This window comes from Mucilaginibacter paludis DSM 18603 (assembly GCF_000166195.2).
In the GTDB taxonomy this organism is placed as follows: domain Bacteria; phylum Bacteroidota; class Bacteroidia; order Sphingobacteriales; family Sphingobacteriaceae; genus Mucilaginibacter; species Mucilaginibacter paludis.
The window spans coordinates 1,694,231-1,710,114 of the sequence record NZ_CM001403.1 but is presented as its reverse complement, the minus strand read 5'-3'; the positions used below and the strand labels follow the sequence as shown (position 1 = coordinate 1,710,114).

Below are 15,884 nucleotides of genomic sequence, written 5' to 3'. Positions count from 1 at the left end.
GCAGCTTTTTTTTATGCGTATTTATCTGATAATGAGTGTTTTTGTTTAGCTCCCCTCTTGAGAGGGGGCGGGCCGGGCAGTGCGCAATGGCAGGGGGTGTGTTTCACCGCGCGACAAACTTCGCACTCTTGTGCGCTACAGGTCGTAACTTAATTGTCATTGCCATAAGTCTGTTTGTGCTTTAGCTTTCGCTATTATTAAAAAACGATCTCAAAAGTATGCCAATGGCCATCGTAACTGTAATTAATTTGCCAGTTATACAGGTTGCAAATGTTTTTTACGATAGTGAGGCCCAGGCCCGTTCCCTCGGATTTGTTTCCCTTTTGAAAACGTTCAAAAATGGCACCAGGATCGAGTTCTTTCTCAAAGCCGGTATTTTGTATCACAAACCGGTCTTTCTTTAGCAAAATATTCAATTTGCCCTGGCTAACGTTGTGTCTTATGGCGTTGCTAAACAGATTGTTAAATAAAATATCCATCAAGTATTTACTTGCTATGATGCTCCTGGCTTCTAAATCAAAGGTTACCAGTATCTCTTTCGCAAGGCTCAGCTCCTGGAACTGCCGGAGTTTTTCGGCAATTAAAACATCCAGGTTTAATAGTTCGGCATCATTAATTAATTCGTTTTCAATTTTTACCAGCAGCAGCAAGGATTGATTTAAGCGCGATAACTTATTGGTGGCGGCATAAATATCGGTGATCTGGTCGTACTGGTCCTTCCGCAGCGTTTCATCCTGTATAAAGGTATCTAACTTGGAGGTAATTACTGCCAAGGGCGTCATCATCTCGTGCGAGGCATTTTCAGTAAACGCCTTTAAATGTTGAAAATCGTTTTTTACCCGGTTGGTCATTACATGGATGGCCTTATCCAGCTCACAAAACTCGTCAACCTTATTATCCATTGGCTGGTACTGCTTGCTTTCGGCTACATTAAATGCCTTTAACTGGTTAAGCAATACATAAAAAGGTTTCCACAGGCCATTTAACACAAACCTGTTTGTTACAAAGAGTATCAGTAAAAGTACTATAGTTAAAGCCAGCGTTATCATGGCGATGATCTGTACCAGGTACTGGGTATTTTCGCTCGAAACCGTAATATCAACCTTGTAGTGCTGTCCGCTTAAGTCAATAAAGCCGGTAACCGAGCGACCGTCTTCTTGTTTATTTCCCTTCGGACTATGATATATTGAATCATAAAAATAGGGTTTAGCGAGTCTCTGATTTGTTTTTTTGATAACTGTTTGCTCTTTATCAAAATCGGCGTCGCTATCCACAGGGAGCTGATGGTGTAGCTCCACATATTCCTGCACCTCGTCAAACTCTTCTGTTAAATCCCTGTCCAGTTGATCACGGGATATATAGCTGATGGCAAAATAGTAAATTACAGCGCCTGCTATCAGCACGATGATGGTCACAATAAAACTTGCTTTACTGTAATGGGATGAAAGTTTCATTCAGCAACAAATTTATAACCTATCCCGTAAACTGATTTCAAATAATCGTGAGCATTTAAATCCAGCATTTTTTTTCTCAGATTTTTAATATGGGTATAAATAAAATCAAAGTTATCGTGCATATCCATTTCATCACCCCAGAGGTGTTCGGCTAAAGCATTCTTCGAAACCACTTTACCCTTATTGGCAATAAAATAAAGTAGCATATCGTACTCTTTCCTGGTTAATATCAGAGTAGTGTCGTTCACATAAACACTTCTGCCTAATAAGTCGATGGTAATCTCGTTAAAAACCAACAGGTTGCTGCTGTTTGATGTTTTGCGCCTGTAAATAGCTGCCAGCCTGGCTTTTAATTCGGCCAGGTGAAAGGGTTTTGTTAAATAGTCATCGGCACCAATATTGAGCCCTTTTATTTTATCGTCGATAGAGTTACGCGCGGATATGATCAGCACGGCTTCGTTTCGCATGGCTGTTCTCAAAAAATCTAAAACCGCAAAGCCTTCGCCATCAGGCAAACCGATATCCAGCAATATACAATCGTAATTATAAACTGATAGCTTGTCAATTGCGGCGGTTAAGGTACTACAGCTTTCGCAGATATCACCTTCTCCGTTTAAGTAAGTAACGATGTTTTCAAGGAGCTTTTGCTCATCTTCTATAACCAGCAGTTTCAATGTTTTTTTTACCAAATATAAACTTTGATGTTGAGTAAATTCTGAAGCTTTAGCCAATTATCAATACATTGCAACAATACATCAGCTACTTCAGATTTACTACAAATTCGTTTAGTAATTTTAGACAATAATAGAGCCCCCTCTAAACCGCGTAGCGCTCATGCACACGAAAAAAAAGAAACAAAGGTGCATAATCTCCCCCGGTAGGGGAGACCTTTTTGTGTTTTTTGAAGTCCCCATACCGGGGAGGGTTTGGGTGGGGCTGTTATATTTAGGCAAAATAGGTGCATCATAAATTGAAAATAAAATGGCTATCATAGAACCCACCCGCGTGGATGTACAACACCCGCAACGTATAAAAAAGCATTCGGCTACTTTGCGCTTTTGGCATTGGGCCAATACTATCGTAATTACCGGCTCGCTTATCACCGTGTTAATTAACTCCACTATCACCAATAAGCGCCAAACAGCAGCCCTCATTAAAAGTGAATTGCAGAATGCAGGTGCAACGATCAGCGATCAGCAATCAAGCGCGGCAGCTCATGCCCTTGGCGATAAAACCTGGGAAGTGCATACTTATTTTGGCTACGTTTTGGCCGCCCTGTTTTTATTCAGGCTGATATTGGAGTTTTTTCAACTGGCCGACCAGAAATTTATCCGCAAGCTAAAATCGGCATGGCTACAATTTAATGCCGTTAAGAAGGAGAGGGAAATTGCCCGGCATGAGCTTACGGTTAAATTAATTTACTCGGCTTTTTACCTGCTACTTTTGGTAATGGTTGTAACGGGCTTGTTTTTGGCTTTTGAAGATGCCCTGGCCGGGTTTAAATCCATCAGGCATAGCGTTAAGGAGGTTCATGGTTTTTGCATGTACCTGGTGCTGGCCTTTATTGCCGTCCATTTGGCAGGTGTTTTTCTGGCTGAACGCAAAACAGGGAGCGGTATTGTTTCGGATATGATTAATGGGGGTAACCAGAGCTAAGGGCCCAACCCAAACCCTCCCCGTAGGCTACCGTGTACCCATATCTTTTGGTGCCATTAAATACTCCGTTAGAAGTAAAAGCGCGGTAGAAATGAACAATAACAAACGTTTTGTGTAATAGGATACCATTAAGTTGAGCAGTTCACGCAAGTTGCAGAGTTCGTCGCACGGTGAAACACACCCCTGCAGCCGCACTGCCAAACCCGCCCCCTCTCAAGAGGCGATCTAAATAAATCACTCATTATCAATGCAATATAAAGAAAAAAGCGGCGGTCCGTGCGATTCCCCTCTCGAGAGGGGTGGAGGGGTGTGTACTATACGAGCGACGATAAAGCGCAGAGATTTTGTATTATCATCTGCGTTTGGTAATCTATAAGGTTCAAAACGTCATCCTATTTTTTTCCGCAGGGCCCGATCTTATAAAAAATCCCCACCGTTTTAGCTGAGTTAATTTGCTAACGCGATGGGGATTTGTGCTTTAATGGCAAAGCCTATTTAAATTTCAGGGCCAGGGTAACGATGTCGCTGTTTAAGCCGGTCGACCGCATGTAGTGACCATACCTCAGCTCAAGTGTATTTAAATGCTGCCATCCAAACACTCCATTTGGCGGTGCCAGCCTAAAATTGGCGCCAATAAAATTGCTGTGCAGGGTAGATAAGTCGTAATCGCTGGTATAGTAAGTATCGGTAGGGCTGTGCTGGCCATAAGGCGCAAAATAGCGGGTTCCCGTTTGGTTGTTATACCGGTAAAAGGGGCTTAACGATACAAATGAGGTTAATTTAACCGGCACTTCTAATTCGGCGGTATGCCCGCGGATGCCCCAGTTATCCATGTAATAACGGTAAAAGGCGCGGATCACAAAATGATCGTCTAAAAAGTAATTCAGCCGGGCCGCTATGGGGAGTTTGTACCGGCTATCGGGCAGGTTCTCAACCCTTTCAGATCCATCTGTAAAATAGTCGCGCTGGTATTTGGTTGCCAGTAAGCCGTGCTGATAGGATGGTTCGGTAATAATTACAGCCTGTAAGCGCGTGGTAAGCACCTGCGAGAGCGAGAACGATGTGCTGAATGAATTGCGTGGGCGATAATCAACTGGTCGGTGGTCATCGTGTTCCGATCCCGATCCGTAGCCCGGCGGCCGGAGCTCGACCGGCAAAATAACCTTCCAGGTATCTAAAAATACCAGGGCCTTAAAGTCGAACTGGGTATTTTTGTTTTTGGATAAACGCGTTAAATTAATGCCTCCGCCAAAGGATTGATAATCAAACTCGTGCGAGTAGGAGGCGGTTAAGCCGAAAGCATTGCCCGTTTTATCATTTGATACTGTCCAGTTTAAAGAAGGATAGATGCGCACGTCAGACATTGAAGCTGATGAAATACTGTTAGGGTCTATTTTATCCGACGATGCCGATGTGTAATGATCGATGCCCAACTCAAAGGCAAAGGTATGTTTGCGGCCTTTTTTACTGTATTTTGAAAGCTGGAGGTCAAAAGTGTTGGCAAAATCCGTCAGGTTTTCTGTGCCGATGCCGCCCGTTACGGCCGAGTTATTGCCATCCTGGTGATAATAGGCCGAGATAATGTTAATTTCGTCGATTTTTAATTTTCGGGACTCGTAGTTACTGGTATCCTTAACCGGTTGAGGTTGAGTTTGCGCATGCGATGCCAGTATGCCCATGTAAAGAGCCAAAACACCCAGATATATTTTTTTCATTTTTTAGCCTTTTCTATATTAATTACACCCGCATCCACCACCGCTTTTGCCGCCATTGGCCCCCGAGCCGCCTTCGCGGTACAGTTGAAAGCTTTGCTCAAATTTTTGCGATTTACGGGCCGATAATTCCATATCCGAATCGTTCAGCTTGCTTTTTTGATATCCCTTAACTGACGAGCATGACGATAGGCCAGAGGCCAGGGCCAGCCCGGTCAGGGCTAATTTTATGGTGTGGTTAATTTTCATTTTTCAATTATTTAATATTTATATTTTTTGAGGTGCTCAGCCGGTTCTGATCGTCAATAATAATGCAGGCAATGTTTTTTAACTGGTTGATCATGTCGATCCCTACTTTAATGCCCATCACCGTTACCGGTGTAGCCATAGCATCGGCAAACTCGGCACTGGGGCAAATAATGCTCACGCTTTTAATACCGCTTACCGGAAGCCCGGTTTTAGGGTCGATGGTGTGCGAGTATTTTTTGCCGTTGATAACCGCGAATTTTTCGTAATTGCCCGATGTGGCAATAGCCATATTGCTGATATTGAGTGTAGAAAAAGGCGTATTTTTTTGATCGGGATCGGCAATTGCTATCGTCCAGGGTTTGCCGTAAGGCTGTGTTCCCCAGGTTATCAAATCGCCGGCGGCGTTTACAATCCCGCTGGCAACGCCGTTTTTTTGCAGCACGGTTTTAGCACGGTCGGCAGCATAGCCCTTGCCAATACCGCCAAAGCCTATCCGCATTCCCTTTTCTTTTAAAAATACGGTGCCTGCCGCTGCATCCAGGATAACATTTTTGTAGTTAATCAAGCCTACGGATTTGAGCGCGGTTGCGGCATCGGGCAGGCTCGTCATTTTGGTATCAAAATTCCACAAACTTTTATCTATCGAGCCATAAGTAATATCGAAAGCACCTTGCGTAAGTGCGGATATTTTTAAGGATCGTTCTATCAGCCTGAAAACTTCTTCGTCAACCTTTACCGGCGCTATGCCCGCGTTACGGTTAATTTGATTGGTTTGGCTGTCGTCGCTAAAGGTGGTGAGCAATTGCTCAATCCTGCTGATCTCGGCAACAGCCAAATCTATCTGCTGTTCGGCAAGTCCGGTATTGTCGGTTACAACGCTTATTTCAAACCTGTTGCCCATTAGCCGCAATACGCGCTTATGCACAACCAGCGGATTAGTTATGGTTTCAGTGTTGGGCATATTGATCAATCTGGCTTACAAAATTTTCGGGGGAAACATCCGGAAAGCCGTCCCATGTTTTGAGTACCTTGCCGTGCTCATCAACCAGGAGCGTGAACGGAAATTTACCGTCGGGGTTATACTTATCGGCCAGGGCTTCGTTCAGTTTAGTTTGTTCTTTGCTCAGCTGGTTCTTTTTTTGCCGGGGGAAATCGGCGCGCACCAGTATAAGGTGGTCTGAAGCGTAGTTTTCAAACGTGGTCGATTCCAGTATTTCTTTCCGCAGGCGGATACATGGGCCGCACCAATCCGAGCCCGAAAAATTAATAACAATCAGTTTGTGCTGTTTTGAGGCTTCAAGGCTGGCCTCTTTAAAGTCGCCGAGCCAGGTAACAGCCGAGCTGAACAAAAACAATAGGGAAATAGTTAAAGCTTTCATAATTAAAATCTCAGGAATGCACCCTTAATGAGGTACCTGTTAATACAGTGGTATACGTTGTTAACGATTTGTTTGTTGGGCCACCGGTTACTGCCCCGGTTTGGCTAAAGGTTGCGCCGTGGTTATTGCAATAAAACTGTTGATTAGAACCCTGGAAAACCAGCGGATAACTCTCGTGTGTGCACGATTGCTGCACGGCTATGTAGGCGCCGGTGGTGGTTCTGGCCACAATAACGCCATTGCTTTTTAACGAGCCGCCGTTGGTTAACAGCGCGGCATTGGCCGATGCTGTTAAATCGAGCGTGAAGTCTACCCCAGTTGGGCCGCTTACGCCCGATGATGAGCCGGAATCTGAGCTTTTTGAGCAGCCTATACAGTTTATTAGCGCGAATGAAGCGGCACTCATGCCAACCATCGTAAGAAAGTTTTTCCTGTCCATAATCAACTTTTAATATTAATAACCATCGGTTACAACAATATTAAATTTTAATTCTGTAGATAGCATGAAATTTAATGACTACGATCAGGTGGGAGTGATGGAAATTTTAGTTCGGGGATGGTTTAAAATATGAATCCGTGTGCAAAGCCTTCCGCAGCAAGTATAACTTGTTAACGGAAGGAAAGTATTTTAAAATATAAGTCCAGTTAATTCTTCGGTTAAGCCAAAGAACAAAGTCACGTTGGCACCACAACGGCGTTCCTGATTTAAGATCAGTTCGATTTGGATAGATTATTAAACAAGAGTGTTTTACTCCGATTCAAAAAAGTAAATTACCAGTATAATTGCACTCGTACTGCTTGGATTAACGGGCGTATGTGGCACCCTCCCGTCAAAAAGTATGGAATCGCCAGCGTTTAGCTGATAGCGGGCATCGTTAAATTGATATTCTATTTGCCCGCTGATGATGTATTTGTATTCGAAGGCCTCAGTTTGTACCATTGGCCGGGTGGCATTAGGTTCCAATTCAAGCAATACAATATCAACTGTAGACGGATTGATGTTTTGAGTGAAGATACGATGATACCTGAATCCGATAGCGGATTCTTTTTCAAACGGCTCATACTCCTCTTTTCTTTTAATCACAGCCAGCGCTTGCCCGGATGGGAAGCTGATGTCTTTAAAAAATTTATTCAAATCAACATCCAAGCCCTTAATAATCTCTATAAGTACCATAAGGGATGGTATAGTGCGGCTGTTTTCTATTTGCGAAATCAAGCCCTTACTTACGCTGGCTTTATCGGCAAGTTCTTGTATGGTAAGATTCTTTTCTCTTCTTCTTTCCTTTATCCGGTGGCTTATTTGTATCAGTACGTCTTGTTCCATAGTGTTCGGGTACTTTGTAAACGGAGCAAAAAATTAAATATTTCAACTGCAGCAAAAAAGCCCGCTACTGATTTATTGTTTGTGTGGGGAGCGCTTTAATGTTGAGTAGCCTGATTAAGCCGATATGGAAGTTAAGGCATTGAGCTGAGCGGGCATATACTGATGTTCTGGTAATGACCTGAATACATAAAAATTATGGCAATACGGCATATGGTACAAACAAGAAATACCTGAAATTAGACGGCCGATTTTGCAAAGTTAAACTCCTTCATTAATTATTTAGTTAATATAAAATACACAATTACATAATCTAAATAATTGTTTTTATTTATTTATTTTTCTGTATATTAGATAGTTAAGAATTTGTTCGATTCTTTCTTAAACGTTCTTTATAAAAAAAGCGGGTTGTAAAGATCCCGCTTTTTGTTTTTACTGATGTGCCGTTTTTAGGGCTGAATATGGAGTTCTGAATCAGGGGTTCTGAGCCGGGAATCTTGAGTCCCGGACGTGATGAAAAGATATCAACTCAAAGACACGAAAACTCCGGTTCAATAATCGGCTTAAGCCTCTATTATTCTAAAAACTTATTTTTAAGCATTTTAGTTTTGGCTGCATCAAGCCCTATCTCATTTTTTAAAAAATTATCAACCGAACCGTATTGGGTTTTGATTGCGCTAAAAGAGGCATCAATATATTCCTTTTTTACGCCCAACATGGATTTAGCTACTTCGGGGTCGATATGCATGAGCTGAACCATACCAGCAACAGACCTTGCGCTTTCAGCTTTGCGGTAATAATCAGATGCCAAATAATCGTTTACAATAACATCATAAGGTACACCTAAGCTGTAAAGTAGTAAAGCGGCGCCAATGCCTGTTCTGTCTTTACCGGCCGAGCAATGGAAAACTAAGCTTTCCTGGTTGGGTACGGCAAGTAATTTATCAAAAAAGGGTTTGTACCTATCTTTAAAGTATTGGGAATTGGCATAAAAAACCGTCATCAGCGAATCGCCTCCGTTACCTTTCAGGGTACCGATGTTCTTCATCCATTCGCCCAGGTTCTCGCTACCTGCAGGGCATAAGATGTAATCAGTATTAGGGTTTAAACGGTCGGGGGCGGCTTTTGATTCCTGGGTGCCTCTTAAATCCACATCATAAGTTATCTTTCTGTTTTTAAGTTCGGCCAGGTCGGCATCGGTCAGTTTGCTCAGATCCGCGCTGCGGTAAATTTTGCCCCACTTAACATGGTGCCCGTCTTGTGTGGTATAACCGCCAAGGTCTCTGAAGTTTACGGCACCTTGTAAATTTACTTTGCGTTTGGTGCTATCGGCAACCTGGGCGAAAACCGAGTGCGAGATGATTGCCAACGTGAATAAAAATAAGATCTTTTTCATGCTTCCATTAATTAAAAAAGGGGCTCTGCGAACAGAACCCCCGGTGATTGGTTTGATTTAGTTTATTATTTAGTTAACCACATGTCTTTCGTTACATCATCAGTACCACCAAATTGTGTATTTAATGATGCGTTGTAGTTGGCACCGTTAGCGTTAATTTCGTCTAATGGATACAGAAAACGACGAGGGATGATACCTCCGGTAGTTTTATAACCGGTATTTGCAGGCCCTGTAGCAAATGCTGGAACACCGGTACGGCGGTAGTTATAAAAGGATTCCCAACCTGAATTCATAACCATGGCCACATATTTTTGGGTCAAAATCTGATTTAAAGCAGTGGCGGGAGTAGTCGTATTATAAGCAATATTAGCCAGAAAGGTAGCATAATCAGTGGTAACGTTACCATAAGTACCTGTACCTACGTCAGAAACCCTGATCGATTGGTTGGCAGTTGCATTTAATGTTAAACCAAAATTAGCAAATGATGCTAAAACTCCTTTATCATACCAGCTCTTGGCATCGGCAGCAGTAAGCGTACCCACCCATCCGCGATTGATTGCTTCGGCAATGTTGAAGCACATTTCAGGGTAACCGATAAAGATAAAAGGCTCGGCTGTGGCACCTGTTTTAATACCAAAATAACGGGAACCGTTAAAATTTGAATAATTGCTGCTGGTAGCCAATAAAATTGAAACGTCTGTACCGGTGGGAGCACCGCGATAGCTGGCAAAGGATGCATAGTTGGCTTTATCTACCGGGGTAGCCAACAAAAAGGTACGCGGATCAGCGGTAGAGGTTGTAATATCAATAATAGGTTTGCCTATACACAGATAGTTGTTATAAGAGTCGCTACCCGAGGCAAAGTTTGGGTATAAATTAACCGAATTGTATTTATAAACCATATTGTCGCTGTTAGCGGTCATAATGGGATAGGTAGTTGGGTTGTTAACAATGGTTGCAAACTGAGTTTTAATGTTTAGGTCGGCATTGTCATCTGCCCTTTTACTCAGGCTGATCAGCACACGCAAACGATAGGTGTTGATCAGTTTTTGCCACTGTAAATTTGTAAGGCCGAAAATATCGCCAGCAGCATTAAATACCGTTCCTTGTGTTGCCGGAGTTATTATTGAGTTCAACGAGGTATTTGCATCATCTAACAATTGCAGGCAATTTTTATAGACATCATGCTGACTGTCAAAAGTTGGCGTAGGATAAGCAATAGGGTCGCCTGTTTGACTCATTGGGATATCACCAACACGTTGAGTAAGCCAGATGAAAGCATAAGCACGGAAGAATTTAGCAAGGGCCAGATACTTGTTGTTAGTTGCGCCTAATTGTGCTTTGGCCTGAACTTCTAATTGTATAGTATATTTCAGGATATCATAAGAGTGGGCGGTATAACTCCAGTCGTAACTGTTGGTACCCCAGTATTTATCATAATTAGATACCATATATTGGCTCGCTTTGTAAGCGTTTTTGTTGTTTGTGGCATCGTTACCAAAAGGCATTTCTTCCTGGCGTATAAGTGTAGCCGTAATGTGATTTAAAATTAAGGCTACTGGTACGGTTGCATCGGCATTAGCTGCATTTGGGTTAGAAACCAGATCGCCCTTTTGGCAACTGGTAATCGTAACAGCCAATGTTAGCGTAGCAACCACGATTTTTAATGTTTTTTTCATGTGATATATATTATTTTTTATCAACTATTTTATTAAAATGACAGATTTATATTAAAACCGTATTTGCGGGTGGTTGAACTCTGCAAGCCGTTATTGTTCTGGGTTGAACGATCACTTGAGTTAAAGCCAGAAGCGTATTGGTCGATATCAAAATCCTTACGTGCGGCAAAATATAATAGGTTGCGACCCACAAGCGAAAAAGAAGCGCTTTTAATAAAGGTATTTTTTAACAGGCTTGAAGGTAAATTATATCCTAAAGTAACTTCGCGTAATTTGGCGAAAGAGCGGCTTACCATCCACGCTTCATCGATGCCTTTAATTGCATTACCGTTTAGGTAAGCCTGAACTAAGATAGCCTTGGTATTAGGACCAAAAGTAAGTTGATCAATATTTGCGATAACACCGTTAGCAAATACTGGCGTACCAGAAGTGATCACCACGCCTGGACCTAACTCGTTACCAATCAAAGCTGGTGTTGGGGCCTGTGTACCGGTTTTGGTTGACAACCATTCAGCGTACCGGGCTGCGCCTATTACGCCAGTTACGGTTGATAAGTCTGTACCACCTTGACGGGTAGCGTAATAGTTATAATCGTAGATTTTACCCCCTATGCGGCCGTCAAACTGGAAGCTCAGGCTAAATGCTTTGTAAGAGAATCTGTTATTGATACCAAAGGTAAAGTCGGGGTTAAGGAAACCTAAAGAGCCCGTAGTTTGAGCGTTGTTGCCTGCAGCTGTCAGTAAAACCCCAGAGGTGTTATAAACAACGTTACCGTTACCATCGCGCAGGTATTTGGTGCCGTACACCTCATCTAACCTATCGCCAATTTTATAAGTATGGTTACCCAGCGTAAGCGTGGTTACTGCCGTGTTGTCTTCAAAAACTTTAGATAAGGTTTCTTTAAATGTTGAGTAGTTTACAGTCATGTCCCAATTCAAACCCTTGGGTTTTTTTAGGATACTTGCATTAAATGCTAATTCAAAACCGTTGCGTTTTGTGGTGATAACATTGTAGTTAACAGCCGTATAAGCAGTTGAAGGGGGGATTGGATAAGGATAAATTTGAGGACCGTTATCGGTATCAAAGTAAGTGAAATCAAAGCCTATACGGTTTTTTAATAAACGGATGTCAGCACCATACTCAAAAGATAAACGGTTGTAAGGTTTTAAAGTTTTGTTGGCTAACGTATTGTTATAAGTTACGGAAGGAGTGCCGTTATAAAAGGTAGAAGACGTAGCTGAGTTTTGGTTAGCGTAGCTCGGGCCATCGTAAGGGGTAAGCACATCGCTGCTGTAACCTAAATAAGTATTCATTGAATAGCCGGTAACCTGGGTTAAAGCTGAACCGATTGAAGCTTGTGTTAAAGCGCCTTTTACTTCGGCTACAGAGGCACGGAATTTTAAGAAAGAGATAAATTCGGGCAATTGAATGTAATCTGAAACAACCGTCGATAATGACGCCGAAGGGTAGAAGAATGTATTGTTATCCTTGGGCAAAGTAGATAGGTTATCTACACGGCCAGTGGTGTTCAGGTTGAAATATTTATCATAACCAAAGTCTGCCGAGTAGAAAGCACTATACACCTGCATCTTAGAGTTCCAGGTAAATTCTACTGCTGGTAATGTTGAGTTAGATAAGGTATAGGCGTTAGGCAGAGCAAGACCTTTGGTTGTGCCATAGAAGGAGTTGTAGGTAAATGTACGGTTGTTACCGCCTAATAAGCCGCTAACATTCCATTTGCTGAATTTGTGATTGTAGTTCAGGGCTATATCAGTGTTGTTCTCGAACAATTGGCGGTCGTCTTCACGATAGTCGCCATACCAGCCGAAAGAATAATCTGAAATGATACCGGTATAGCTGTTTAAGTTAGCTGATGAAGGCACCTGCTCTGTTTTCTTCTGGTTCCAGCTGCTTACTTGCGAGCGTAAACTCAGATTCAGATCGTTGTTGAATTTGTAATTTAATTTTAAGTAAGCGTAAATGTCAGTTTTATCATGGCCGCGTAACCATTTTTTGGCAACGAACCAAGGATTGTTCAAACGACCATACTCCTGAGCGTATTGAACCAGGTCGGGAACACCTTGAGGACCTTTGTAAATGTCTTCCAGATCGCGTACGTCATAGTCTGCCGAGCCATATACCTTAAACATATAAATGTAGCTTTGCGGACCGTAAGTAACTTCCGGGATGTTAGGGCTATATTGTTTATTATAGTTAATATTACCATCAATAGTTAACTTTGAGTTGATGTTATAACTGGCACTCAGGTTAAAGTTGTCGGAATTTATCGCTGTATTTGGGAAAATACCTTTTTGATATAAGTGAGAATATGAAAAACGGGTAGAATAGTTGGTGCCGCTACCGCTGAAAGCAAGATTGCTTGTATTGGTATAACCCTGCTGGGCAAAATTATCGTAATTGTTAACACCCCTTGCTGTCCATGGGGTTGGCGTTCTAACGCCGGTAAGCGCGTTATATGGGCTATCATACTGTCGTAATAACTGACCTTCAAAACGTGGGCCGTATTCTCCTAAACGGTTTGCATTATCATACAGGGCATCTGCTTGGGGTGTGTAAAGTGTGCCTACTAGACTGGTATTCGTAATGATAGGCGTTACCGCGGCCATATTCGGTTTGGGCTTCAGGAACGGCTATCCACGATCCGTCAAAAACAAGGCTGTTGTTAAAATTAACTTCCCAGCCTTTGGCATCTTTAGTGCCCTTTTTGGTTGTAATCACAATAGCACCGTTAATACCGCGCGAACCATACAGGGCCGCCGCGTTAGGGCCTTTTAATATCGAGTAAGTTTCAATATCGTCAGGGCTGATGTTCCAGGTATCAGAGTTAACCGGCGAACCGTCAACCACAAATAACAAGTCTTTGCTGCCACGTAAAACCAATTCCGGGCGGCCAAACATTTCAGCACTGGCACCTACTGATAAGCCGGCTACTTTACCGGCTAAAGAGTTGATCGGGTTGGCATCACGGGCCTTGATCAAATCGGCCCCTTTAACTTCCTGAACGGCGTAGCCTAAGTTTTTTACTTCTTTTTTTACTCCGTAAGCAGTAACAACTACTTCGGTTAATGAATTTGAACTGGATACCATCTTAACCGAAATGTTAAGATCTTTAGTAACAGTAACCTCTTGTTTGTTAAAACCAAGCGAGCTGAACACCAAAACCTCACCTTTAGAAGCTGAAATGGTGAAACGGCCATTGGCCCCCGTTGCGGTACCTGTAGTTGTGCCTTTAAGCAATACGCTAACGCCGGGCAAAGGCTGGTTAGCATCGTCAACAACAATACCCCTTACGGTATTGTTTTGGGCAAACAAATTGCCCCATGAGATAAGCGCGGTTACCATGATTAATAGCATCCGCGACAACTTGAGTAGTTTTTGTTTCATATGTGATTTGGATTATCCTGCAAAACTACCCTCGCAGTATTATGTAATGGTGGATACAATAAAAACAAAATGTTAACAAATGCTAAACAATAGTATCAAAATGCCCACATATGTTAATAAATATTATAAAGAATGAAAATTTTAGAATTTACGATAGTATATGTAAATACTAATGCTTCTGCCGAAGTGGAATATTTAGAGATATGAAATAATCAATATGTTGCCTCTAACTTGTGTCTGCGATTTTTAGGCAATACAATTTAACCTCACATTGGGGGTTTAAGACCTAAAGAGCGAACTCGACATCCTCAGGATGATATAAGCATTACATTCCAAGTTCCTGAAGGATATAACCAATTCCGAATAGAACAACGCAATTGTATATATATTAATTTTTGACAGAAGGAGATTATAATATAACGGATAAAAAATTCTATAATATCAATAATCAAATTGGCTGATACAAAGCTAAATCCGTTGGAAGGCTCCTAATCAGTAAAAGAGAAGCTACCATGATTTATGATATAGCGTCTCTTTTACTTTATAGTATTCGACTAACTCCGCCGAGCAATTGCAAAATTAATTACTTAATTAGTTGGTTTAGCAACGTAATCGGTACCGTTAGCTATTACATCCCATCTAAATATGTTCTCATCATAGTCATAATTTGTATTGTCAACTACCAATACAGGGAATGCACTCTTAAGTTCTAGTGACGAAGAGCCAGCAGGTACTGTATATGAAAGCTGGGTCGTTGGCCCGTAAGTAGAGCTTTGGGATATATTTACCGTTAACGGATTTGTTAGAGACAATGGTATGGTACAAGCTGCATCACTATAGGTTTTTAATGTTATGTCCGCAAATGTTACGTCCGTTGTGCCATCCGTAATATATTGATTAGCTTGTTCATTCCATGTTTTATGATCAGTTGTGACAGTATAAGAATTAAGGAATTCAGTACGGACAAAAATAGCGGTTAAACAAGTCCCTTGTGCATTTGCCGAACTTTGACCTTGTGCATTAAGATAGTTTATCGCTTTTTGATTTGCATCCGGATAAGAAATATTTGAAGTAAATTGATTTGCAGGAACTGTAATAGTTACCTGCGTACCTACATAACCTGGTCCGCAATTATTTTTTGTGAACGTTGCAGATTGTGGGCTGTTGCCATACGTAGGTGGAGTTGGATTGACTGTTATTGTATAGGATATATATCCGCTATGCGATGTAACCCCTGTATAGTAAGTGCATTGGATATAAAACCTTGCTGTTATAGCAAAATTGGTTGGATTTGATACACTTACTTTAATTGTAGTTGGTTGATTTGAGGAGCCGTATACGTTAACTACTTGTGTTACGCTGAAGTTTACCAAGTTGGGATTTACACCAGACGGCGAAGTAACTACCGTTTGGCTATTATCAATTTGTGTTATCGCGTTAAAGTTATATCCTGTAGTATTAAAACCTTGTGCTGTTTCACCAACTGCAGTCAGAGTAATAGTTGAGCCCGTTAAGGCCGACGATGGGCCTGAAAAAGATTGGGCAAAAATAATATTGCCGCTTAAAATTGTGATAAAAAATAAGATGATTTTTTTCATGATAGATTTAATTATGCCGGTGGATTAGTCGATTA

14 protein-coding genes are annotated in these 15,884 nt (G+C 41.9%); 1 reads left to right on the top strand and 13 read right to left on the bottom strand.

All coding sequences use genetic code 11. From position 1 onward, the window contains the following. Positions 1-197: 197 nt before the first annotated feature. Positions 198-1,454, bottom strand: a complete 1,257-nt coding sequence (locus tag MUCPA_RS07250) for a sensor histidine kinase (protein WP_008505424.1) — start codon at positions 1,452-1,454, stop codon at positions 198-200. Beyond that, positions 1,451-2,128, bottom strand: a complete 678-nt coding sequence (locus tag MUCPA_RS07245; protein ID WP_008505423.1) for a response regulator transcription factor — start codon at positions 2,126-2,128, stop codon at positions 1,451-1,453. The genes MUCPA_RS07250 and MUCPA_RS07245 overlap by 4 nt, the downstream gene beginning before the upstream one ends. 307 nt (positions 2,129-2,435) lie before the next feature. Here MUCPA_RS07245 and MUCPA_RS07240 point away from each other — a divergent pair, with 307 nt between their 5' ends. Further along, complete coding sequence (locus tag MUCPA_RS07240; protein WP_008505422.1) at positions 2,436-3,110, top strand: cytochrome b/b6 domain-containing protein; 675 nt, start codon at positions 2,436-2,438, stop codon at positions 3,108-3,110. Positions 3,111-3,601: 491 nt separating this feature from the next. Here the strand turns inward: MUCPA_RS07240 and MUCPA_RS07235 are convergent, their stop codons facing one another. The 11 genes from MUCPA_RS07235 to MUCPA_RS07190 all read right to left on the bottom strand — a co-directional run bounded on the left by MUCPA_RS07235 (position 3,602) and on the right by MUCPA_RS07190 (position 15,849). After that, positions 3,602-4,825, bottom strand: a complete 1,224-nt coding sequence (locus tag MUCPA_RS07235; protein WP_008505421.1) for a DUF3570 domain-containing protein — start codon at positions 4,823-4,825, stop codon at positions 3,602-3,604. Between the two features lie 18 nt (positions 4,826-4,843). Then, positions 4,844-5,071, bottom strand: a complete 228-nt coding sequence (locus tag MUCPA_RS07230; RefSeq protein WP_008505413.1) for a DUF4266 domain-containing protein — start codon at positions 5,069-5,071, stop codon at positions 4,844-4,846. A gap of 7 nt (positions 5,072-5,078) precedes the next feature. Further along, entirely contained in the window at positions 5,079-6,032 is a 954-nt protein-coding gene (locus tag MUCPA_RS07225; RefSeq protein ID WP_008505412.1) for an FAD:protein FMN transferase, read from the bottom strand. Beyond that, a complete protein-coding gene (locus MUCPA_RS07220; RefSeq protein ID WP_008505411.1) occupies positions 6,019-6,450 on the bottom strand; it encodes a thioredoxin family protein in 432 nt (143 codons plus the stop codon). Before MUCPA_RS07220 ends, MUCPA_RS07225 begins: the two co-directional genes overlap by 14 nt. A 10-nt stretch (positions 6,451-6,460) precedes the next feature. Continuing rightward, positions 6,461-6,889, bottom strand: a complete 429-nt coding sequence (locus MUCPA_RS07215; protein ID WP_008505410.1) for a QcrA and Rieske domain-containing protein — start codon at positions 6,887-6,889, stop codon at positions 6,461-6,463. 309 nt (positions 6,890-7,198) lie between these two features. Next, complete coding sequence (locus MUCPA_RS07210) at positions 7,199-7,774, bottom strand: helix-turn-helix domain-containing protein (RefSeq protein WP_008505409.1); 576 nt, start codon at positions 7,772-7,774, stop codon at positions 7,199-7,201. 571 nt (positions 7,775-8,345) lie between these two features. Then, entirely contained in the window at positions 8,346-9,167 is an 822-nt protein-coding gene (locus MUCPA_RS07205; protein ID WP_008505402.1) for a tyrosine-protein phosphatase, read from the bottom strand. Positions 9,168-9,232: 65 nt separating this feature from the next. Beyond that, complete coding sequence (locus MUCPA_RS35780; RefSeq protein ID WP_008505401.1) at positions 9,233-10,846, bottom strand: SusD/RagB family nutrient-binding outer membrane lipoprotein; 1,614 nt, start codon at positions 10,844-10,846, stop codon at positions 9,233-9,235. A 32-nt stretch (positions 10,847-10,878) separates the two neighbouring features. After that, positions 10,879-13,473: a TonB-dependent receptor domain-containing protein gene (locus MUCPA_RS07195; protein WP_050982042.1), complete on the bottom strand. Its 2,595-nt coding sequence runs from the start codon at positions 13,471-13,473 to the stop codon at positions 10,879-10,881. Next, a complete protein-coding gene (locus MUCPA_RS36880) occupies positions 13,394-14,251 on the bottom strand; it encodes a carboxypeptidase-like regulatory domain-containing protein (RefSeq protein WP_050982041.1) in 858 nt (285 codons plus the stop codon). Before MUCPA_RS36880 ends, MUCPA_RS07195 begins: the two co-directional genes overlap by 80 nt. A gap of 587 nt (positions 14,252-14,838) precedes the next feature. Further along, positions 14,839-15,849, bottom strand: coding sequence for a DUF5977 domain-containing protein (locus tag MUCPA_RS07190; RefSeq protein WP_008505399.1), 1,011 nt, complete (start codon positions 15,847-15,849; stop codon positions 14,839-14,841). Positions 15,850-15,884 lie beyond the last annotated feature (35 nt).

Bases quoted from the DNA above. Each gene is read 5' to 3' on its own strand.
- MUCPA_RS36880 (WP_050982041.1), bottom strand. From the start codon at position 14,251: ATGAAACAAAAACTACTCAAGTTGTCGCGGATGCTATTAATCATGGTA.
- MUCPA_RS07190 (WP_008505399.1), bottom strand. From the start codon at position 15,849: ATGAAAAAAATCATCTTATTTTTTATCACAATTTTAAGCGGCAATATT.
- MUCPA_RS07215 (WP_008505410.1), bottom strand. From the start codon at position 6,889: ATGGACAGGAAAAACTTTCTTACGATGGTTGGCATGAGTGCCGCTTCA.
- MUCPA_RS07195 (WP_050982042.1), bottom strand. From the start codon at position 13,473: ATGGCCGCGGTAACGCCTATCATTACGAATACCAGTCTAGTAGGCACA.
- MUCPA_RS07250 (WP_008505424.1), bottom strand. From the start codon at position 1,454: ATGAAACTTTCATCCCATTACAGTAAAGCAAGTTTTATTGTGACCATC.
- MUCPA_RS07205 (WP_008505402.1), bottom strand. From the start codon at position 9,167: ATGAAAAAGATCTTATTTTTATTCACGTTGGCAATCATCTCGCACTCG.
- MUCPA_RS07240 (WP_008505422.1), top strand. From the start codon at position 2,436: ATGGCTATCATAGAACCCACCCGCGTGGATGTACAACACCCGCAACGT.
- MUCPA_RS07210 (WP_008505409.1), bottom strand. From the start codon at position 7,774: ATGGAACAAGACGTACTGATACAAATAAGCCACCGGATAAAGGAAAGA.
- MUCPA_RS07235 (WP_008505421.1), bottom strand. From the start codon at position 4,825: ATGAAAAAAATATATCTGGGTGTTTTGGCTCTTTACATGGGCATACTG.
- MUCPA_RS07220 (WP_008505411.1), bottom strand. From the start codon at position 6,450: ATGAAAGCTTTAACTATTTCCCTATTGTTTTTGTTCAGCTCGGCTGTT.
- MUCPA_RS07230 (WP_008505413.1), bottom strand. From the start codon at position 5,071: ATGAAAATTAACCACACCATAAAATTAGCCCTGACCGGGCTGGCCCTG.
- MUCPA_RS35780 (WP_008505401.1), bottom strand. From the start codon at position 10,846: ATGAAAAAAACATTAAAAATCGTGGTTGCTACGCTAACATTGGCTGTT.
- MUCPA_RS07225 (WP_008505412.1), bottom strand. From the start codon at position 6,032: ATGCCCAACACTGAAACCATAACTAATCCGCTGGTTGTGCATAAGCGC.